Raw genomic sequence first — 21,780 nt, 5'->3', positions numbered from 1 at the left:
ACTCAAACGGCCCAGGGGGGAGCAATGAGCCTCATCCGCGTGCTCCGCCGCCATGTGCCCCTCTCCGTCGGACTGGGCATCTTCTGGCTTGCGGCCATGGTGTTCGTCGCCACCTTCGCCGACACCATTCGCCCTTACGGCATCACTGCCATGGACCTCAGAAGCCGCCTCGCTTTGCCCGGCCACCCCGGCCACCTGCTCGGCACCGACGAACTCGGTCGCGACGTGCTCTCGCGCCTCATCCAGTCGATCCGCGTCTCGCTCGTCATCGCCTTCGGCGCGACGATCATCTCCGCAGTCTTTGGCACAACGCTCGGTTTCCTCGCGGCGAAGTTCCGCGGCGCCGTCGAGCATCTGGTGCTGGTTCTCGCCGACTTCCAGGCGGCACTCCCCTTCCTCATCATGTCGCTCGCCGTGCTCGCCTTTTTCGGCTCGTCCATGACGCTGCTCGTCTGCCTGATGGGCTTCTACGGCTGGGAGCGCTATGCCCGCATCGCCCGCGGCCTCGCGATCTCGGCGAGCGCCCAAGGCTATGCCGCCGCCGTCGTGCAGCTCGGGGCCACACCGCTCCGGGTCTATATGCGCCACATCCTGCCGAACGTCGCCTCGACCCTCATCGTCTCGATGACGCTCACCTTTCCCGAGATCATCCTGATGGAAAGCGGCCTTTCCTTCCTCGGCCTCGGCGTCCAGCCGCCGGAAACCAGCCTCGGCAACATGGTCGGCTTCGGCCGCGAATATCTCACCCGCGCACCCTGGATCATGCTCGCGCCCGCCATCGTCATCATGCTGACGACGCTCTCCATCTCGCTCGTCGGCGACTGGCTGCGGGACAAGCTCGACCCGACGGTCCGCTGAACGCTTCCAAACTCCCCGCAACAGGACAGACCCATGACAAAAATCACCGGCCATCGCGGCGCTCGCAATCTCTGGCCCGAGAACGGCCTCACCGGCTTCCGTAACGTGCTTGCGCTTGGTGTCGACGCCGTCGAATTCGACGTTCACCTGACGGATGCGGGAGAACTGGTCGTCATCCACGACGCGACGCTCGACCGCACCACCGAGGGCACCGGCCCGGTTCGCGCGCTGTCTCCGGAAGCCCGTGCCGCAACCAGGCTCAAAGGCTCCGACGACACCATCCCGACCCTTGCCGACGTGCTTGCCGTTCTTGCCCCCTCGGGGAAGGATCTGCATATCGAGATCAAGATCGACGAGAACGGCAAACCCTATCCGGGTATCGTCGAGAAGGTCGTTGCCGAAACCATCCGCTTCGGCGTTACCGAACGCTCGCACCTCACCTCCTTCGACACCTCGATCCTCGAAGGCTGCCGTAAAGCCGCGCCGCAGGTCGCCCGACTCGTGTCGGTGAACAAGGACTGGGCCGACCGGCAGGGCGGACTTGCCGCATTCCTCGACAAGGTCGATGGCCTCGCCGACATCGTCGCCATCCATCACGAGCTGATGCAGGCCGAGTGGGACCTCATCACCGCCCGGCTGCCGCTCGAGCGCCTCTGCGTCTGGACACTCAACGAGGAAGCGCTGATCCGGCCCTGGCTGGAACGCGGCATCGGTCACCTGACCTCCGACAGCCCCGATCTTGCGCTCCGCCTTCGCGCTGAGATCACCGAACACGCCTAGTTTCCCTCACGCCTTTCTGGAGAACACCATGAGCAACCTCATCGGAACCGGCTTCTGCGTCGGCTCGACCGACGGCGAATTTGCAAGCCTTGAAGGGGACCTTCGCGCCCTTGCCGAAATCGGCGTCAACACGGTCGAACTCGGCATTACGAGTGTCGACCTGATCGCCGGCGGACGCATCATCAAGGAACGGGCCAACCTGCTCGTCGCACTCACGAGCCAGTTCGACTTCCGCTATACGGTGCACGGCCTCGTATCCTCGAACTTCATGGACCCGGTAACCTGCCGCTACCAGGTCGACGCAGCCAAGGCGCTCGCCGAGATCTGCGACCGCGTCGGCGCGCGTATCCTCGTCCAGCACGGCGGCGCACTGCGTCCCAACCAGATCGCCGAACGGAAGGATGCCGACCTTCGCGAGCGGGAAGCGCTGCTCGAACTCGCCGAGTTCTGCAAACCCTATGGCGTGAGGATCGCCTTGGAAAACATCTTCACCACCGAGCCGGGCCAGTATCGCCAGACGCCGGCCGAGGTCGCGACCACCGTGAAGGCCCTGAACCATCCGAACATCGTCGCGCTGATCGACTTCAGCCACGCCTATATCGAATCGACCTATCGTGGGCTCGACTTCCGCGACCAGCTCCGGGCCATGGCGCCGGTCGCGGGACACCTGCATGTCCACGATTCTTTCGGTCGCCCGCAGGGTTTCTACAAGGGTCATTATCTGCAGGAAAATACGGCGATGGGCATCGGCGACCTGCACATGCCGCTCGGCTGGGGCGACATCGACTGGGAGGGCATCTTCAGCGAACTGGAATTCCTGCCCGGCACCGTGCTGATGATGGAAATCGGCGCCCGCTACCGCGCCGAACAGCCGGAAAGCCTGAAGCGCGCCCGCAATCTCATCGCGCTCAACAGCCGCGCCCGGGCTGTCGCCGCGGAGTAACGCGCCGATCCTCGCCATTTCGGGCCGCCGTCAAGCTCGGCGGCCTGGACCTTTCACCTGGCTTGAGTGGGGCACCGGCGCTCATTGCCAACCGAAACTGTTTCTCACGAGCACAATGACGGGCGAACAGCGTCCACAAGCACAAACGAAAATTGCAGTGGGACGAAAAGCCGTTATCGGGGGACGATGTGGCACCGTCGCACGCTGGTCACGGCTCTTCTTCCCGACTATTTCTTCAAGGCTTTCAACCCCGAAGACCGGGCAGGCGTCGACGACAATCGTCTGCCGTCAACGCCGCCAGCCGAAGAGAATAGTGGGAATGCGCAGCAAGTTGACGGTCGCTCTGGCGGCATCGGTCTCGATTCTGGCGACCTGCACGGCCCGTTATGCCCATGCGGAAGCCACCTTCGATACAAGGTGGGGACCCTGGTTCGAGAGCGGTGGCCAGGTCAGCACTAACCGTTCGCTCGGCGAGGCGAACCTGTTCGTTCCGCTCTACCAGGATAGCGACACGCTCCTCTTCACCGACCTGCGCGGCATGTTCGACGACCAGAATGCCCGCGAGGGCAACTTCGGCCTCGGCCTGCGCCAGATGCTCTCGTCCGGCTGGAATGTCGGCGCCTATGGCTATCTTGACATCCGCCGCTCGTCCTACGGCAATACGTTTCATCAGGTGACGCTGGGCGCCGAAGCGCTCAGCGAGACCTTCGATCTCCGCGCCAATGCCTATCTGCCGGTCGGCGAAAGCGAGGTGCGGATGGGTAGCACCTCCGCCTCGAGCACCGGTCCCTGGACCAGCCAGGCCGTTATCAGCGGTACATCGCTGGCCATCCAGCACCAGGCGGTGAAGACGACGACCACCAGCTACGGGGTCGAAAAGGCCATGGCGGGTGTCGATGCCGAGGTCGGTGTCCGCCTGCCGGTGTTCGAGCCGGATTCCGGCTTCGATCTCCGGGCATTCTTCGGCGGCTACTACTTCGACGGTTCTGGCGTCGAAGCGGTCGGTGGCCCCCGCGCAAGGCTGGAACTCACCGCGCAAGACCTTGCCGGCTTTCCCGGCGTCAAGCTGACCGGCGGCGTCACCTATCAGTCTGACAATGTTCGCGGCGATCAGTGGATCGCCGAGGCGCGGCTGCGCGTACCGCTGCAGCCTCCCGCCCCTGCTCCGGACCAGGCGCTTTCCTACATGGAGCGACGGATGATGGATGCCGTCGTGCGCGATGTGGACGTCGTCTCCAATACCGGGAATGCGACGCGTTCGACGGACACGACGCTCTCTTCCACGGAGGACGCGATCAACACCTGGAACGGCGACGTCGTGAGCACCTTCGCCCAGGTGGACGGCGCGACGCAGGATGCCGCCGCCCTTCAGGCCGCACTCGATGCGGCAGGCACGGGTGGCGTCGTGCTCCTGACCGGCAACCTCACGGCCCCCGGCGGCATCCTGCTCAATGCCAACCAGACCCTCATTGGCGGCGGCTCCACCCTGAAGCTCAGGGGCGCGTCGAGCGGCGTCGAGGTGGATTTCACCGCCGCGGGCGGTTCGGGCCGCATCACCGGCGCCGACGACGCGTTGGTCGAGATGGCGACGGGCAGCACCTTGAGCGGCATTTCCGTGGAGAACACCGCCACGGGTGCCAACGATATCGCCGTCGTCGGAGCAAGCGGCGCGATCCTCGACCAGGTCGACGTCCTCTCCTCGGCCAATGGCGTGAAAGCCGCCGGCACCACCGGCTTTACACTGCAGGGCGGCTCGGTCACGGCAAATCAGGGCATCGCCCTCGATCTGACGAACAGCACCGGGATCGATGTGGACGGCGCCGAGATCGTCCAGAATGGCGCAAGCGGTCTCGGCATCCGGGCCGACAATGCCGCCGGCACGATCCGTGGCAACCGCATTACCACCAATGGCAATGGCAACGGCCTTGACGATTACGATGTTTCGGCCCGCCCGTCCCACGCCGTGGTCGCCAACAACAGCGGCGGGCTGACGATCAGCGGCAATACCATCACCACCAACGGGACCCAGGCCAACGGCATCCATGTGACGAACAGCGCCGGGATCACGATTTCCGACAACGCGATCACCACCAACAACTACATGTCGCGCGGCATCCACCTGCTCGACAGCAACAGTGCCGTGGTCTCCGGCAACACGATCGCTACCCTCACGACCAACGACTCGAACTGGTCCTACCTGACGATCGCCTTCGGCCTGATAACCGACCGAAGCAGCAACATGACCATTCGCGACAACGTGATCTCCACCCAGATGCGCGGCGGCACCGGCATCAATCTGCGTTACGGCAGCGACAATCTGATCGAAGGCAATACGGTGACCACCCATGGCCAGGAAGCGATTGCCATCTCAACCGTGCGCTCGGCATCGGCGATGATCCGCAACAACATTCTGACCACCACACACATGAGCACCGCGCCGGGCATATCCTTCGGCGTATACAGCCACAACGGCACGGCGGAGGGCAACACGGTCACCACTCTCGGCAGTTCCGCCAATGTCGTGGTCAACACAGCATCCGGCGTGACCATCCGCGGCAACCGACTGGTCGGCCGCGGCGACGGCGGTGTCTGGACCACGGAAGGAGACACCACGGTCTCCGGCAACACACCCTGAGAGCACAATCAGGATCGACGGCCGGGAACCGAGCCTGCGCATAAGCCGCCGGCGGTTGCGATCCGGATCTTCGGCTTGCGCGCTCCTCGACGCGGAAGAATCACGCCAGATTTGGCCGTTTGTCGGCCCGCGGAACTGTGTCATCAATCCGCCCTGCCGTTCCGGCGGGCCGGTCTCGGGACGCGCAACGCCCGCGACCTGACGTGCAGGCGAACGGCATCCCGCGTGAAGGCGGGGTGAGGGGATCCGGAACCGTCCGCGGCAAGAGGGACGCCCCGAGAGGGAGCGTGCCGGCTTCCGTCCAGCAGTTGCCGGCACGGAATGCGGAGAAGACGGTGTGACGACGCAAGTGATCGAACGGCAATTGATCCGCTCCGCCCAACTCGGTCCCCGGGAAAACTTCGAACAGTGGAAAATCGCTGTGTCGAGCCTCTTCACCGTCACCTGCCCGCACGACGATGCCAGGGACTTTCGTGCCGATCTTGCCAGCTACAATCTCGGCTGTTTCCTCATCGCCGAATCTTCGGCGAGCGCCCAGCATTTCCACCGCTCAGAAGAACACGTCGCCGCCGCCGGCGTCGATCATCTGCTGATCCAGCTCTATCTTGCAGGCGAGTGCCGATATGATGCGGACGGGGGCCATGCTGTCGGGGCCGCCGGCGACATCGTCTGTTTCGATCTCAGCCGCCCGATGAGCGCCCGCTCGACCGACCTCGAAACCGTGAGCCTGATCCTGCCGCGTTCCGCGGTCCGACTTGCGCCCCCTGCGATAGACAGCCTCCACGGCGCACGCCTCGAGGGCGCGTCCAGCCTCGGAATACTGGTTGGAGAGCATCTGAAGACCCTCGTTCGCATTGCGCCGCGAATTGCCGGCCCGGAGATTCGGATGGCCGCCGAGGCGACCTTCGCCGTTGTTTCGAGCGGATTTTCGAAGCCGCTTGCGGCGGAGCGTCCACACCTCACCGACACCGGTCTCCAGGCCATCCAGATCTTCATCGAGCGCAATCTGGCCGACGCCTCACTTTCCACCGAAAGCATCATGCGCGAATTCGCCCTGTCTCGATCGGCACTCTACCGGCTGTTCGAGCCGATCGGCGGGATCGCCGAGTACATTCGCGAGCGCCGTCTGAAGCTCGCCTTCCTCAAGCTTGCCTCGGCCAGCCCCGGCAAAGGCGCCGTGGCGAAACTCGCCTTTGGAACAGGTTTTTCGAGCGAAGTCACCTTTTCCCGCGCATTCCAGCGGCGCTTTGGAATGTCCCCCAGCGAGGCGATCCGCAACACCCGGGCAGGCACGCGCCTCAAGGCCACGCGGGGCGCCAGCAGTGACAACTGGATGCAGGACTGGCTCGACAACCTTGGCCCCAGCCCGTGACGGGCGCTACGAGCTTGAAGAACCATCCGCAAGTCCAACTTGGCTGAACGCACGTCCCTTCTCTAGAGAGCCGGGGCGATCACCCCACTCAACTCTCGCGGAAGGCACGCATCATCAGGTCGTGGAACGGCTTCACGAAGTATGAAGCGACGCTGCGTTCCCCGGTCTGGACGAAGATTTCCACCGGCATGCCTGGTACCAGCGGCTGGTCTCCCAGGCGTGGCAGGTCCTCGTTGCGGATGGAAATGCGGGCGCTGTAGTAGGGCGCTCCGGTGCGGCGATCGGTCGAGACGTCCGGGGAGATCTGATCGACGTAACCGCCGATTTCGGGGGTCGTCCGCTGGCTGAAGGCGGAGAAACGCAAGCGGGCCTCCTGCCCCAGATGAAGCTGGTCGATGTCCTGGGGGTTGAGGCGCGCCTCGACCGAAAACAGATCGTCGCTCGGCACGATCTGCATCAGGACATCGCCCGGCGCGATGACCCCGCCAATCGTGTAGACGGCCAGTTCATGAACATATCCGTCCTGCGACGAGCGGATGTCGATATGCATCAACTGGTCTTCACCGGCGATCTTCCGCTCTTCGAGTTCGCCGATCTTGGCGTCGATGTCGCGCATCTCGTCGGCCACCTCGCTCGCCAGATCATCATCGATCTGCAGGATCTGCAGCTCGGTCTCGGCGATCTTGCCCCGCGAGGCGGCAATCGAGGCGGTCAGCTGGGCAAGCTGGCCTTCCAGCTGCGTGGCATCGCGCTCCAGCGAATTCAGGCGGGTTGCCTCGACCAGTTGCCGCGCCAGAAGCTGGCGCTCGCGCTCCACCTCCCGGCCGAGCAGCCCGCGTTCGTCGTGCTTGGCGACGCGCTGCGCCTCGAGCCCCTTGATCTCTTCCTCGAGCTGGCTGATGCGCTCGCGCAGCTGGCGACGCTGCCCCTCGCGTGCTGTGTTACGAAACTCGAACAGGCGGCGTTCCGCCTCGATCTGGTCGCGCACGCGAGGCTCGTCGGCATGGGCCAGCAGCTCTGCGGGGAAGATGATCTCGCGGCTGTGGTCGCGCTCGGCCTGAAGTCGTGCCCTGCGTCCGCGCAACTGGTCCAGCCCCTTGGTGGTGATCGCGAGATTGGCCCGGGTGACCGTGTCGTCGAGCCGCACCAGAAGGTCGCCGGTTTTGACCAGGCTGTCGTTTCGCACGAAGATTTCCTTGATCACGCCGCCGGTCGGGTGCTGGACCTGCTTGACATGACTGGAGGCTATCACCGAGCCCGGAGAGATGACGGCACCGGCAATGTCGGTCGTCGCGGCCCAGCCCAGAAGGCCGCCGGCAAGCAGTACCACCAGCGCAATACCCGAAACGATATGTGCATTGATCGATTGACGGATCCGTCGCGAATTCTGGTTGATGGGCTGCATGTCTCACTCACACTGGGTTTACTATCGTCATTGCCGAGGGAACGGCGGTCATCGTTTGGGACGCTATCACACCATGAAGCGGAAATCGGCCGCGGACAGGCTGTCTTTCGTCTGGTGGTAGAGCGTCAGCGTCGAGCCGTCGTGAAGGGTGATCATCGCGCCGTATTCGCTGTCTGCGATGCTTGTCAGCAAGGCGGCGAAGTTGGCGAACTCGGCCTTGGCCAGGTCGATCACGTCCTGATTGCCGTTGGCGCCGAAATCGGCGATCACATCATGGCCGAATCCGCTGCGGAAGATGAACGTGTCGTTGCCGCCGCCGCCGCTTAGCTGGTCATTGCCCTTGTCGCCCGACAAGAGATCATTGCCGGCACCGCCCACGAGACTGTCATTGCCCTTGCCGCCCAGCAGCCGATCCCTGCCCGGTCCGCCGATCATCAGATCGTCGCCGGCACCGCCGAACATGTAGTCCGCCTCGGCGGTTCCGGTCAGCACGTCTGCATTGTCACCACCGAGCAGGACCGGAAAGCTGTCGCCGCCGGATTGCGGGTTGTGCGCGCTCTCACCCCGATCGGGGCGTGATGGTGTGCCGTCCGCCTGGCCTGGTGACGGGGCGTCGGGAGCATTCGGCCGGCCGAAACGCGCCACGCCGAAATACGCACGCCCCGTGTATGGATCAAAGGTCGAGGCGGCCCCGCCACCATAAAAGAAACCGGCGTCATCGCCTGCACCGATGGTGGAAATATCCACGGCCTCGTCGTCGCTCGTGCCCGAAAACACGGGCGTGCCTCGGTCGCTTCCGGTCGGTGTGTGTCGCGGTTCCTGGGAGGGCTGGTCAGGATCCGCGCTTGCGGCGCCGTCCAGTTTCGCGCCGCCGGGACGGCTTTTCTTCGCCTCCGGCTGTTCTTCTTCGTCGGAGGACTTGAGCGCATCTGCAGCCGCGATCGTATCCATGGCATGCGCCATCGAGCCGATGCCGCTCTCGGCAAGCACAAGCACGCCGGTGGCCATCATCATCTCGCGACGGAAGGTGCGGGGTTCCGACTTCCTGGGCGAAGGCGTTTTCATCCCTTTGGCCCCGCGCCTGAAACCACCTTCAGATTGGTCGTCGGCTGAAGCACGCGGGCAAGCACCTCATCCTTGGGTCCGAAGGCCTGCTGGCGTCCGCCGGAAATCGCCAACACGAGGTCGACGGCGGCAAGCGCGCTTGGCCGGTGGGCGATGACGACGACGATCCCCTGCCGCTCGCGAATGCCGAACATCGCGCGCGTCAGCGCTTCTTCGCCTTCGGCATCAAGGTTGGAGTTCGGTTCGTCGAGCACCACCAGGAAGGGGTCACCATAAAGCGCCCGGGCGAGCGCCACGCGCTGCCGCTGTCCCGACGACAGGCTTTCGCCCTGTTCGCCCACCAGCGTATCATAGCCTTTTGGCAGGCCGACGATCAGGTCGTGGACGAAGGCTGCCCTGGCGGCCGCGATGATCCGTTCGGGCGTCGCCTCGGGATCGAAACGGCTGATATTCTCGGCAATCGTCCCCTCCAGAAGCTCCACGCTCTGCGGCAGATAGCCGATATGGGCGCCAAGCGCCTCGTTTGACCATTGGCCGAGCGGTGCGGCGTCGAGCTTCACCACGCCACGCTGCGGCGTCCACACGCCCACTAGCAGACGCGCCAGGGAGGACTTTCCGGATGCGCTCGGGCCGATGATCCCGAGGCCACTGCCAGGCGTGAGCGCGAAGTTTACATCCTGGATGACGATGCGCTGAACCTCGGGCGGTGCGCCTGCGACGTTTTCGACGGAAAAGGAAAACTGCGGCCGCGGCAGCGGCATCGGATCGCTCGTCTTCGGCAACAGCAGCAGAAGCTTGTCGAGGCGCTGCTTGGCCTGGCGGGCGGCAGTGAACCCCTTCCAGTTGGATATCGCCAGGTCTATCGGCGCCAGCGCCCGCGCCGAGAGGATGGAGCCTGCGATGATCACGCCCGACGTCGCTTCATGGCCGATCACCAGATAGGCGCCGACGGCGAGAACGCCGGATTGCAGCAGCATGCGGAACACCTTGCTGATGCCGCCGAAGCCGCCCGAGGTATCGCTGGTCGACTGCTGCGCCTCGATATGGTTGCGGCTGATTTCCTGCCAGCGGTCGCGCACCCGGCCGGCCATGCCCATGGCCACCAGTGCTTCCGCGTTGCGGCGGCTCATCTCGATGACGCGATTGCGCGACACGCTGTGACGGGCGGTCTCCTGGGTGGGTAGCTTCGACCAGATTTCGGTGAGGAGCGTCAGGAAGATCAGGAAGATCGCCCCGCACAGCACGACAAGGCCGAGCATCGAGTGAAACAGGAAGCAGATCCCCAGATAGAAGGGCAGCCAGGGCAGGTCGAAGAAGGCACCGGGGCCGGAACTGGAGAGAAAGCTGCGAATGACGTCGAGATCGCGCAGCGGCTGGCTGGTTTCGCCGACACGCGGCGCCTTCAACTGGAGGCCGATCACGGCATCGAAGATGCGCGGCGAGAGGGACTGGTCGAGATTGGCGCCGATCCGGGTCAGAAGCCGGGTGCGCATCAGGTCGAGACCGCCCTGGAAGAAATAGAGGATCGCAACGAGCGTGAAGAGACCGACAAGGGTCGGGATGCTGCCGCTTGGAATGACCCGGTCGTAGACCTCCATCATGAACAGCGAGCCCGACAGCGCCAGAACGTTGATGAAGCCACTGAATACCCCGATCCAGATGAAGGCGGCGCGGCAGGCACCAAGGGCGGCGGCGATTTCGGAGGCGGGATTGGCTGTACGCATGAATGAAACCAATAACTCTGTGAAATACGGATACGCAGATAACAGCCACGCCGGAGACGTATCCCGCCCGTCCGGGCGAGCCGCACGGCGCTCGGGCGTCTTCCTAACTGCCGATCTTGACAGTTGGATAACGTGAATGCGGCACCCCACCGAAAAGATGGGATGCCGCGGGATTAGGCTCAGGACGAGAAGTGGAATTGATCGGCCGTCAGGCTGTCCTTGTCGACGCCGGTGAGCGTCAGCGTCGAGCCGTCCTGCAGCGCCAGCACTGCACCCAGGTCACTGTCGACGAGATGCTCGGAGAGCTCGGCGAAGTCTTGGAACTCGGCGGCCGAGACATCGATCGTGTCGCCTGCACCAAAGTCCATCACGGTGTCGTGGCCGAAGCCCGCCCGGAAGGCGAAGCTGTCTGCGCCGGCACCGCCGACCAGTCGGTCATTGCCCTTGTCGCCGATCAGGATGTCGTTGCCGTCATCGCCGAAGAGGGTATCGTTGCCCTCGCCGCCGTTGATGACATCGCTGCCCTTGCCGCCATAGGCGTAGTCGTTGCCGTCGCCGGCATCGATCACGTCTGCCCCGTCGCGTCCGAACACATAGTCCGCACCGCCATAAGCGCTGATCGCGTCATTGCCGTCGGTGCCGACCATCAGGTCGGACCCCTGCTGGCCGATCATGACATTGCGCGGCTCGGCGTCACCGTTGACGGTCAGCGTGAAGGAGCCGGTGTCGGTGAGGTGCCCGTCGCTCGTGGTGTAGGTGAGCGAGATGGTCGCCGTCTCGCCGCGAACCAGGCCGTCGAACAGATGGCCGGGGTTGAAGACGAGCTTGCCGTTGACGATGGAGAACGCGTCCCGGGCGTCTTCGGCCGACAGGCTGATGCCATTGACCCCGTCGACCGAGATCTGGGCGAGCGAGAGCGTGTCGCCATCGACGTCACGATCGTTGGCCAAGAGATCGAAGGTCTTGGTTTCGCTGCCCGAGACCGTGCCGAGGTCGTCGACGGCGATCGGGGCGTCGTTGGCGGCCGAGACGGCGATCTCGATCAGGTGTTCGATCGTGCCGCCATGTCCGTCGGAGACGACAACAGTGAACCGATCGGCCCCGTTGTAGTTGAGCGCCGGGTTATAGCTCCACGCACCCGTGACCGCGTCTACAGTCACTGATCCATGGGCCGGACCGGCGCCCTGCTTGACGACGAAGGAGAGGCTGTCTCCATCAGCATCGCTGGCCCCGATGTGGCCGGTTACGGCCGTGTCCTCGGCGGTTTCCGTAACCGGCGTGGCGATGACCACTGGACCGCGGTTGACGGCGGCCTGGGCGATCTGGTTGCCCACCAGTGCCGTGCCGTCGGCGAAGGAAATCACCTCGATACCGCCGCCGGAGAGCTGGTTCTTCAGGGTGATGGTCTCGTTGCCGATGACCAGCACGATGTCGTTGCCCTGCCGGTGGATGACGACGTCGCCGCGATTGATGTCGTCGAGGAACAGACGATCCTGATCGCCCGCCTTTCCGGCCCCTTCGAAGATGACGTCCGAGCCGGAGCCCAGGATGTAGACATAAGTGTCCGAACCGTCGCCCCCGGTCAGCGCGTCGTTGCCCTCGCCGCCGTCGAGCAGGTCGGCACCTTCATCGCCCTTCAGCGTGTCGTTGCCTTCATTGCCGATCAGCGTGTCGTCACCGGTGCCGCCGGATACGATGTCGTTGCCGGTCCATCCGATGACGACGTCCTTGCCAGCGCCAGCATTGATGATGTCGGCCTGATCCGTGCCCATCAGGATGTCGTCGCCTTCGGTCCCGGCATTGCCGCCGTTGTTCTGGCTGCTGAGATCGTAGACGGTCACGTCGTCGAAGGTCAGGCCCTGGTTGCCCCAGGAATAAAGGGCAAACGTGCCGGTCTCATGCGCATGGTCCTCGATCGGATAGGCGAAGATCGCGTCTCCGTTGAGATAGGCCTGGATCTTGTTGTCGATGATCTCGACGCGCAGGCTGCTGTCCATGCCGGGCTCGTAGCGGCCTGGAACCTGTGCGAGAATTTCCTCGACGCCGTTGCGCATGCGGATCAGGTTGAAGATGCTGCCGGCGCCGTTCGACGGGTTGCGGTCATAGGTGCCATCGGCATCCAGCTCGAGCTTGTAGTAGTTCTTGGCGTCTTGGTAGTGGAACAGGAAGCCGAGACCATCGTTGTCAGGCGTGTTGAACTTGGCCTCGATCGCGTAGCTGTCCCATGCCTTCGCGGCCGGGTCGTTGTAGAGCGCGTACGTGCCGAGACGCAGGACATTGACGCCGTCACCCAGCGGGCTCCAGCCTTCCTTCCAGACGTCCGCATCGTCGGCGCTCGTCCAGGTCAGTTCACGGCTCTTGAGGTCGGTCGTCTGGATCAGGCGGCCGTCTTCGGTGATGTGCCATTCGGAAGACTTTCCGTCGGCACCGATGCCACCGAGTTCGCCTTCGTCGACGATCGTCCATTTCGACAGGTCGCCGGAGAAGTCGTCGGTCGTCAGCACCCGATCCTTGGCGATGACCTCGACGTCGACGCGGTCGGTCGCCGTACGGCCATCGCTGTCGGTCACCGTCAGCAGCAGCTTGTGCACGCCGGTCGAAAGCTCGACATCGGCGGTCTTGCCCTCGGCAACGACGGTGCCGTTAAGATCGGTCCAGACATAGCGGACGATATCGTGAAGGCCGAAGCTGCTGCCGGCGTCGAGTTCGACGGTCGCGTGCCCGTCCGCATCGAAGTCTGCGATGCGGCTGTCGCTGCCGGCATGTGCCTCGAGGGTCGCCTTCGTTACGAGGACGTCATCGAAGATCGAGCTGCGCTGTTCGCTGGAATAGAGACCGATGGTGCCGTGCGTCAGCGGATCGGCATCGACGACGGGGCCGTGGAAGACGCTCTCGCCGTCCAGGAACACCGTGATTTCGTTGCCGACGACAACCACCTTGACGGCGAGCTCGTCGTTGAACCGGTAGCCGGCCTTCGTCGAGGCAAGAACCGTTTCCACGCCGTCCTTGACCCGCACCAGCTCGCGGCGGTTCGTCTCGCCGTTCATGCTGAACCGGTAGTAGTTCTCCGCGTCCTGGTGATAGAACACCACGCCGATGGCGTCGTTGTCCGTGGACTGAAGCGCGACTTCATAGACATAGTTCGACCAGGTGCCGGAATTGTTGCCGGCCCAGACCAGCACGTTGCCGCTGGCATCGCTCATGTCGTAGACGGCGCCTTCCGGTGCCTCATCGACGGTTCCGCTGGTCTCGCCCTGGGCGAAGACCGTTCCCTTGACCATGAAGGCCCCGGTGGCGGCAGCGTCCGAGAGGCTGATGCTGCCGGCGCCGAAAGTGGGGTTCAGGTTGCCGGAGAAGTCGAACTGCGACGAGTAAGGCGTCGGCTGCTGGCTGAGGATGCCACCTTCCTTCGCCTGCCCGAGGGCTGCGATTTCCGCGTCCGAAAAGACCTTGTCGCTGATCATCACGCTGGAGGTGAAGATCTGCGCGTTCTCGCCATCCTCGTCGCCGAACAGCAGCGCGCCGCTGTGCACGTCGATGGTGAAGCGACCTGCGTCGACCGTCTGGGTTCCGACCTTGACGCCGTTGATGAACTTGGCCAGCTGCATGTTGCCGCCGCCGAGATCGGTGACGACGAAGGCCAGCCTCTGCCAGGCGTCGAAGTGGAACTCGCCCTCGTAGGTACCCGAGATGCCGATGCCGCCGGTCGTCGCGCCGGTCTTCTTGATGAAGAGTTCGCCATCGCTCTTGTTGGTGACGTCGGTCTGGAATAGGCCGATGAACTGGTTGGCCCCTGCGCTCGGGACGTAGATGTCCATCATCAGGGTGTAGTTGGTGACCGTGGTGCCCGAGGGGGCGCCCGGAAGCGGGGCAAGGAACAGCCGTTCGGCATTCTTCAGCGCCGGAACCGAGGCGACGCCCTGGTCACTGCCGAGAGCCGGAATATGGAAGTCGGCAGGCGTTCCGAAGGTGATGGCGATGTCTTCCTGCGGACCGGTGCTCCAGCCGTCGATGTTGCCATCGTTGAAGTTGTCATGGAGCAGGGTGTCGTCACCCTTCACCACCACGAGCACCTTGTCGGTGGTGCTGATGCCGGCGCCGTCCGTCACGGTCAGCGTCAGCATGTGTTTGCCTTCGCTGAGCTGCACCGAAGGCGCGGCACCGGTTGCCACGACATCGCCGTGTTCGTCGGTCCAGCTGTAGGTCAGGGCTTCGCTCTTCGGGTTGAGCGAATGCGAGGCGTCCAGCTGGACATTCGCGGTCGTCGACCCGTCATTGGCTTCGGCGACGATGTCGTTGCCGGCCTTTGCCATGGCAAAGAGTTCGGGGGCGCTGACGTCCACGTCCGTGAAGGTTTCCTGGTGGCCGCGATATTCCCCGGTCAGGCCGTCACGGTCGAGTTCGGGCTTGACGCGATAGCCGTCGAGATAGTCGTCGAACTCGGTGAAATAGGTTTCCGTCGAGATCGTGTTGTTTTCCGGATCGATCACCACCAGTCGGATCGCACCGTTGCCGCCGCGTCCGCCGAGCGAGGGGTCGCCATTGCCGGTGATTTCGCGGGCCACGCCGTTCTGGTAGTTCACCAGGAATTCGTAGACCGGCGTGCCGTACTGCGTGTAGCTCACGTCGGTTTCCGCGCCGTCGCCGAAGATGTGGCCGGAGAAGGTCATCGAGATGTTCGGGTATTTGGCGATCAGCTCGCGATAGATCGTTTCGCCGTCGTTGGCGCCTTCCGGGTCGCGGCCGATGCCGTAGTCATAGCCGGCGCCTTCGTCGTAGAGCGGCGCTTCGGTCGGATCCTGGCGGCCGGCAAAGCTCGTCAGCGAGTGGCTGTTGATGATGACGCGGTGGTCGAGATGATCCTCGATCACATCGCTCGCCCAGCGCAGCACGTCGTCGCGCGGTCCGAATTCCATCGACAGGACCAGCCACTTTGTGCCGTCCGGAGCGGTGAAGGTCGAATAGCTGTTGCGGGCGCTTTCGGGCTCGCGGTCGTAGACGTCGCCGAACGTGTCGCCGTTGACGGCTTCCTGCTTGTCAGGGGAGAACAGGTTGTCGAGGTAGACCGAGGAATGGTCGGCCGCCGAGCCGCCGCTCGACTGGTCGTGGTTGCCCGGCAGCAGCGAATAGGGGATCTTGCCGTCGAGCTTGCGCAGCGCCTCTTCCGCGACGGCCCACTGGGCGGCGGTGTTGTTGTTGGTGATGTCGCCGACATGGATCATGAACTGGATGTTCAGGGCATCCTTGTTGTCGACCAGCCACTGCGTCATGTCGCCGAAGATGTGGTTCAGCTGGCCGGTGGCCGTATAGTTCTGGGTGTCGGGGAAGACGGCGATCGTGTAGGCGTTCTCACCGGCGACGCGGGCACGGAACACATCGCTGACGGAGGCACCGGATTCATCGGTTGCCGTGATACGGACATCGGAGAAGCCGAGCTCGCCGAAATCGAGCACCAGCTTGCCGTCGGCCGTGATCGTCGGATTGATGACGGTGCTCTCGCCCACTTCGACTTTGTAGGTCAGGTTGTCACCGGAGAAGATCGTCGACAGGTCGATCACCTGGTTTTCCGCGTCGACTGTGACCATCATGTCTTGGATCTGGCCGATGCGGGTCACGCCCTGGGTCGGCTCTTCGTCCGGCGGCGTAACGGTGGTCAGCGTATCGGTCATCGTCGCGTTCCCGAAGGTCGGAGCGAGCGTACCTTCGTCGAAATCGAACTGCGAGGCGTTGCCGGTGGCCGGGGCCTGGCTCAGGATGCCATTCGGGTCGGTAGCACCAAGCGCCGCGATGTCCTGGTCGCTCATCACCTCGTCGGTGAACAGGAAGCTGTTGAGGTGGCCGGCAGCACTTTCGCCGTCCTCGTCCGCGAAGATCAGGAAGCCGTCCTTGGAGATGGTGTAGCGGTCGCTGTTGACCGACTGTTCGCCGACCAGCGCGCCATCGATGTATTTCTTCATCGTGGAGGTGCCGTCGCCGTTTTCGTCGATGGTGACCGCGATACGGTGCCAGGCGTCGAGCGCTGCGCTGCCGCTATAGGTGCTGCTGATGCCGAGGCTGAACGAAGCGCCGTCGTCGGACCGCATGAAGAGGTCTGCGTCGCTCGCGTTCTGGGCGTCCGTCTGGAACAGCGCGTTGTAGCCGCCCATGTCGTTGTGGCTGACGAAAAGGTCGAACACCAGGGTATAGTTCTTCACCGCGGCGTCGACACCCGTGTCGACCAGGAAGCCGCCCTTGCCATTGACCGACGCGGGAACTGCCAGCAGGCCGGAATCGTTCGGATCGGTCGGTGCCGGGACGGCGGCATCCGCAGTGGTCGCAACCGGTGCCGCAACATTCTGCAGAGCCAACGTGCCCTCGCCGAAGGTCGGCGACAGTTGACCGTCAGTGAAGTCGAACTGCACGGCATTGCCGGCCTGCGGCGGCGCGGTCAGGATGCCACCGGCCTTGGTGCCACCGAGCGTCGCGATCTCGTCGGCGCCCAGGACCTGGTCCGTATAGAGAAAGCTGGTGAGATGACCGGCGGAGACATCTCCGTCATTGTCGCTCATGATCAGGAAGCCGGTCTCGGGATGAAGCGTGAAGCGGGCAGTCGGCACGACCTGGCTTCCGACCTTAACCCCATCGATATACTTCGTCAGGGTCGAGTCGGTCTGACCGGCCTCGACCACGAAGGCGACGCGGTGCCAGGCATCAAGAGTGGCCGCGCCGTGGTAGGTTTGGCTGATCCCGATCCCGTAGCTGCCGCCGTTGACGTCACCGAAGAGGTCGGCATCGCTGGCATTCGTCGTGTCGGCCTGCAGGAAAGAGATCCAGCTGCCGACACCCTGCGACGGGAACAAAACGTCGAAGACGAGGCTGAAGGACGTGACGCCGTCGCCGGCGGCCTTCACCAGAAGCCCCTGGCTTTGCGTGGTCTTCGGGAAGCTGAGGAGCCAGTCGGTGATGGGCGCAGCCAAGGGCGCTCCCAGTTCAGATGCCTTGATGAAATTTGTCACGGTGGTCTTCCCCACAATCCGATGATGAAAATCATAAGGGAGCACGCTGGCGCCAAAGCCCGACGTTTCCCATGGTTGTCGCGTTGCCGTTGACGCGCAGAATAGCTCCCCGCGAATGCCATACAGGCATCCGCAGGTGACAGTGTCACGCGGTCAAGACTCTCGTTTAAGTGTTGCGTTGCAGATGAAACCATCTGCCCGCCGGGGAACCAATAGGGCGCGTTTGTGTCAGTTTCTTAAAAAGGTCTTAACGCCACCGCGCCAGATCTATTCAAAAAACCGATATTTACCATCGGCCCGGAAAATGGCCGATCGTGCCGTGCCGGTCGCCCGCGACCGTCAAACTGTCATGACCCTATGACAGTAGAGGGTGACGACGGACGTCGATCGCGCCGGGTTGCTCATATCCATTGAAGGCATGAGCGGACCGGTGGCGACGGCGATGTCGCGGCACCGCAGGACAATAAAAATGTCGATCAAGCAGCTTCGCGCCTTCCACTATGTCGCCCTGGCCGGCGGCTTTTCCCAGGCCGCCAGGGAACTGGCCACCAGCCAGTCGACCCTGTCGGTCCAGGTCGGGCAACTCGAAGCGAGTTCCGGCTTCAGTCTCCTCGAACGCAAACCGCGGGGCGCCACCGTCACGCCCCATGGGCAGGCCCTGTTCGAGCTGACCACCCGTCTTTTCGCAGCCGAGGCCGAGGTTCGTGAGTTCCTGGGAAACGAGGCGGGCCGGGCGGGAGGCCATCTGCGTGTCGCGGCCGACGGCCCCTTCTTGCCGCTGCCCATCCTGTCAAGCCTGAAGAATGCAAGGCCGGGCTTGCGGGTGGGCCTCGCCATCGACAATTCCGACAAGGTCATCGACGCGCTGCTGAGCTATCGTGCGGATGTCGGCATTACCGCGCGCTATCCGGAAGATCCCAGAATCCACGCCCATCATTTTCTCACCATGAAACTCGGCCTCTGCGTCCCGGTCGGCCATGAACTGGCCGCTCGAGGCTCGATCCACATGGAAGAGCTGACGGGGCTGAGCTTCGTCATGCGGGAAAGGGGGTCGCTGACGCGCGAGGTCTTCGAGCGGAACATCGCGGACCATCAAATCTCGCTCGGCTCCGTCATGGAAGTCTCGACGCGCGAGGGCATCCGCGAAGCCGTTTCGGCAGGTTTTGGAATAAGTGTCGTTGCAGATCGCGAAATCGGCCACGACAGTCGGCTGGCCTTCATCCCGATCGCCGATGCCACCCATGCCGTGCGGGAATACGCGGTATGCCTCGCCGAACGCCAGCACCTGCCCCTGGTCCGCGATTTCTTCTCCCACGTGTCGATCTGGGCCCAGAATTCGGCCCACCCCGACGATCCGGTAGGATAAGCAGGATCTCGGATCACCCGTGTCCTTCTGGAGCCGCTTCTGATGATCAGTCCTGCGACGCAGCGCGATCCGCACCCGTCGCGCAATTCCTTTTGTCATGACAAAGAAGACCTGTGTGACATGACCGATAGTGCGGTTGCAATCGCAAGTATGCGCGCAGGGAAACGGCCGATCGCTTGGCGGCAATCAAAACTCCCACCTGCTCCGAGGAGAAACGAAGATATCCTTGGCCACTGATCTCGATGCTGCAGGGGTCACGGTCGCGGAATTGGCCGCTCAGATCTTTGCCGCACACCGGGCGCCAGCTCTCCCGGCTTCCGGCTGGTTAAGTGGAAGTTGCCGAAGAATTGGACCGGGTGTTCGCCACAGGCCGTCGACTCCATTCGGGCGTTTCACTTGGAGAACCGGATCGATGATCCCGGCCGGTGGGCAACGCTCTTCCCGACCCATCCTTCTTCGCCTGGCAGAAGTTTCCATTGGCCATCTTATTGTCAGGGAGCTGGGATGTCCCCGGGATGCGCCGGGGCAATCCTAAGCCAGAGAAGCCGCAATCTGTGCGGCACCATAGACGGCGACGGTGACGAGTGCGCTGAGCAACATTCCGCAACTGGCCAGGGAGACGTGGTCCGGTGTCAATGAGAGGGTGCGCGCGATGCCCATGGCGTGCGACGTCACGCCGAGGGCAAAGGCGCGTTCCTCTGATCCACTGCGAGGCAAAGCTGCCTTCCAGACGGCACTTGAGATGAGCGAGCCTCCAACGCCGTTGCTCATGACGCAGAGCATGGCCAGATTGTCCCAGCCTCCGGTCGAGCGAGAGAGCGGAAGAGCGACCGCGAGCGTGGTCATCTTGGGCGCCAGGGATGCCAGAAGAGGAAGGTCGAGCCCCAGGGACCAGCCGACGGCCACCGCACTGGCGATCCCGACCAGCGTCGAGGCAAGGGCGGACAGGATCATCGCGCCGGCATTGGCCCGGATGAGCTGCCTCTGCTGCCACAGCGGGAGGGCAAGCGCGACGGTGGCGAACGAGACCAGGAACGTCAGGGGACTTACTGCTGCAAGATAGGCCTCGGGTCGCACATCGATCGAAGGCAGAAGGAGGCACAAGAGGATGATGCCGAAGATCAGAGGATTGCGCAGTGAGCTCGCACGCATGCTGTTCGAGAGATGAAGGCTTGCCCGCCAGACGACCAGCGTGACGCCCAGCCAGAGCAGTTGATGGGCAATCTCATCCATGACGGTGCTTCACGAGCCTGAACACGACGGCACCGACGACGAGCGAGAGCACAAGGGATATTGCCACCGCCACCGAGATCTTTGCGAGGTCTAGCGCTCCAAGGTTGCCAAGCGTCAGGAAGCCCGCCCCCAGCGGGAAGAGGAATAGGGGGAAATTGTCGAGCAGGATCCTGCAGGCGGGAGCGGCCGCGTCGACCAGGGCCGGAAAGGCCGAGAACGCCAAAAACAGGCATCCGAGGCCAAGGACCGGGCCGGAAAACGGCACTCCGAAGCTGCGGACGAGAAATTCCCCGACCCACCAGGCGGCTGCGACGATGGCCAATCCTGCCAGCCGGCATGCAATTTTTCGCATGTCGTCGTGCTTTACCGGGAAGCGGGAAGAGGTACATCAGGGTGCACCAGTCCGCCGGAACGCAGATCCGACCAAAAACCGTTCGGGATGCTTGCGGTGAAATGGCCGATATTCGCCCTGATTTCGTCTGGGGTCACCGCACCGAACACCACGGAAGACACCTCGGGAGCGGCGAGCGGGAATTGCAGCGCCGCGGCGGGAAGCGCCACCCCGTGGGCATCCGCAACCGCGGAGAGCTTGCGGACCCGGTCAATCACCGAAGCGGACGCCTTTCCGTATTCATACTTCGCTCCCTCGACGGCACCGGTCGCCAGGATACCGGAGTTGAATGCGCCACCCACGACAAGAGTCGCGCCGCGCTGTCGAACCCGTGCGATCTCGTCAAAATAGATATCGTGTTCCAGCAGCGTGTACCGGGAGGCAACGAGAAAGACGTCGAGATCGAAACGGTCGAGGAAGCGGTCGATCATGCCGCGTTCGTTGATGCCAGCGCCGACTGCCGTGATCTCGCCGCTGCGCTTCAGTTCCTCGAGGGCCCGAAAACCGCCCTGCTCAAGCTCAGAGAGGCGCGCGTTCAGGACATCCTCTTCGGGGAAGTAGCCGCGGTCGAGATCGTGGATGTAGAGGACGTCGACCCGGTTGATCCCGAGGCGCTGGAGACTGTCCTCGTAGGACCGCATGATTGCGTCATAGGTGAAGACGTGTTGGTGTTCGAAGGACAGGGCTCCCGCCCAGTTCGGCGGCCGGAAGCCCGCCCGGTCCCGCGGCGCACGAAGCACGCGACCGACCTTGGTGGTCAACACAAATTCTCTCCGATCGTGCTCGTAGAGTGCCCGTCCCGTCCTGTGTTCCGCCTGTCCGAGGCCATACCAGGGCGCGGTGTCGTAGAGGCGTAGGCCGAGATCCCAGGCCGTTTCGAACGAGGCGCGGGCGCTCGCCTCGTCGATCGCCGCATAAACGCCGCCGAGTGGGCAGGTCCCGAGACCGAGGACGGGGATTTGAAGGTCGGTCTGGCCGACGCGCCGAACGGTGTCGATCTGCATGGAATGGTC

13 protein-coding genes are annotated in these 21,780 nt (G+C 63.6%); 6 read left to right on the top strand and 7 right to left on the bottom strand.

All coding sequences use genetic code 11. From position 1 onward, the window contains the following. Positions 1-24 precede the first annotated feature (24 nt). The 5 genes from ACX93L_RS19045 to ACX93L_RS19025 all read left to right on the top strand — a co-directional run bounded on the left by ACX93L_RS19045 (position 25) and on the right by ACX93L_RS19025 (position 6,588). On the top strand, positions 25-858 hold the full coding sequence (locus ACX93L_RS19045; RefSeq protein WP_459406430.1) for an ABC transporter permease: 834 nt from the start codon (positions 25-27) through the stop codon (positions 856-858). 33 nt (positions 859-891) lie between these two features. Further along, complete coding sequence (locus ACX93L_RS19040) at positions 892-1,638, top strand: glycerophosphodiester phosphodiesterase family protein (RefSeq protein WP_459406288.1); 747 nt, start codon at positions 892-894, stop codon at positions 1,636-1,638. 28 nt (positions 1,639-1,666) lie between these two features. Further along, complete coding sequence (locus ACX93L_RS19035) at positions 1,667-2,581, top strand: TIM barrel protein (protein ID WP_459406287.1); 915 nt, start codon at positions 1,667-1,669, stop codon at positions 2,579-2,581. Positions 2,582-2,900: 319 nt separating this feature from the next. Next, on the top strand, positions 2,901-5,216 hold the full coding sequence (locus ACX93L_RS19030; protein ID WP_459406286.1) for a right-handed parallel beta-helix repeat-containing protein: 2,316 nt from the start codon (positions 2,901-2,903) through the stop codon (positions 5,214-5,216). A 337-nt stretch (positions 5,217-5,553) separates the two neighbouring features. After that, a complete protein-coding gene (locus ACX93L_RS19025) occupies positions 5,554-6,588 on the top strand; it encodes an AraC-like ligand-binding domain-containing protein (RefSeq protein ID WP_459406285.1) in 1,035 nt (344 codons plus the stop codon). An 88-nt stretch (positions 6,589-6,676) separates the two neighbouring features. Here the strand turns inward: ACX93L_RS19025 and ACX93L_RS19020 are convergent, their stop codons facing one another. The 4 genes from ACX93L_RS19020 to ACX93L_RS19005 all read right to left on the bottom strand — a co-directional run bounded on the left by ACX93L_RS19020 (position 6,677) and on the right by ACX93L_RS19005 (position 17,738). Further along, positions 6,677-7,993, bottom strand: a complete 1,317-nt coding sequence (locus ACX93L_RS19020) for an HlyD family type I secretion periplasmic adaptor subunit (protein WP_459406284.1) — start codon at positions 7,991-7,993, stop codon at positions 6,677-6,679. 66 nt (positions 7,994-8,059) lie between these two features. After that, positions 8,060-9,058: a calcium-binding protein gene (locus ACX93L_RS19015; RefSeq protein ID WP_459406283.1), complete on the bottom strand. Its 999-nt coding sequence runs from the start codon at positions 9,056-9,058 to the stop codon at positions 8,060-8,062. Further along, positions 9,055-10,782 carry a type I secretion system permease/ATPase gene (locus tag ACX93L_RS19010; protein WP_459406282.1) on the bottom strand — a complete coding sequence of 576 codons (1,728 nt, stop codon included), beginning with the start codon at positions 10,780-10,782 and terminating at the stop codon, positions 9,055-9,057. The genes ACX93L_RS19015 and ACX93L_RS19010 overlap by 4 nt, the downstream gene beginning before the upstream one ends. Before the next feature lie 179 nt (positions 10,783-10,961). After that, positions 10,962-17,738, bottom strand: coding sequence for an Ig-like domain-containing protein (locus ACX93L_RS19005; RefSeq protein WP_459406281.1), 6,777 nt, complete (start codon positions 17,736-17,738; stop codon positions 10,962-10,964). A 508-nt stretch (positions 17,739-18,246) separates the two neighbouring features. Between ACX93L_RS19005 and ACX93L_RS19000 the strand changes: the two genes are divergently transcribed. Continuing rightward, positions 18,247-19,143, top strand: a complete 897-nt coding sequence (locus tag ACX93L_RS19000; protein ID WP_459406280.1) for a LysR family transcriptional regulator — start codon at positions 18,247-18,249, stop codon at positions 19,141-19,143. A gap of 531 nt (positions 19,144-19,674) precedes the next feature. Here ACX93L_RS19000 and ACX93L_RS18995 read toward each other — a convergent pair. The 3 genes from ACX93L_RS18995 to ACX93L_RS18985 are packed head-to-tail and all read right to left on the bottom strand — an operon-like array spanning position 19,675 to position 21,771. Then, a complete protein-coding gene (locus ACX93L_RS18995) occupies positions 19,675-20,376 on the bottom strand; it encodes an LrgB family protein (RefSeq protein ID WP_459406279.1) in 702 nt (233 codons plus the stop codon). After that, positions 20,369-20,728, bottom strand: a complete 360-nt coding sequence (locus ACX93L_RS18990) for a CidA/LrgA family protein (RefSeq protein WP_459406278.1) — start codon at positions 20,726-20,728, stop codon at positions 20,369-20,371. Before ACX93L_RS18990 ends, ACX93L_RS18995 begins: the two co-directional genes overlap by 8 nt. Positions 20,729-20,739: 11 nt before the next feature. Beyond that, positions 20,740-21,771, bottom strand: a complete 1,032-nt coding sequence (locus ACX93L_RS18985; protein ID WP_459406277.1) for an aldo/keto reductase — start codon at positions 21,769-21,771, stop codon at positions 20,740-20,742. Positions 21,772-21,780 lie beyond the last annotated feature (9 nt).

It is taken from the genome of Rhizobium sp. CAU 1783 (assembly GCF_054551725.1).
Note: the sequence above shows the minus strand (reverse complement) of the source record. Positions and strands in the feature narration are given on the sequence as shown.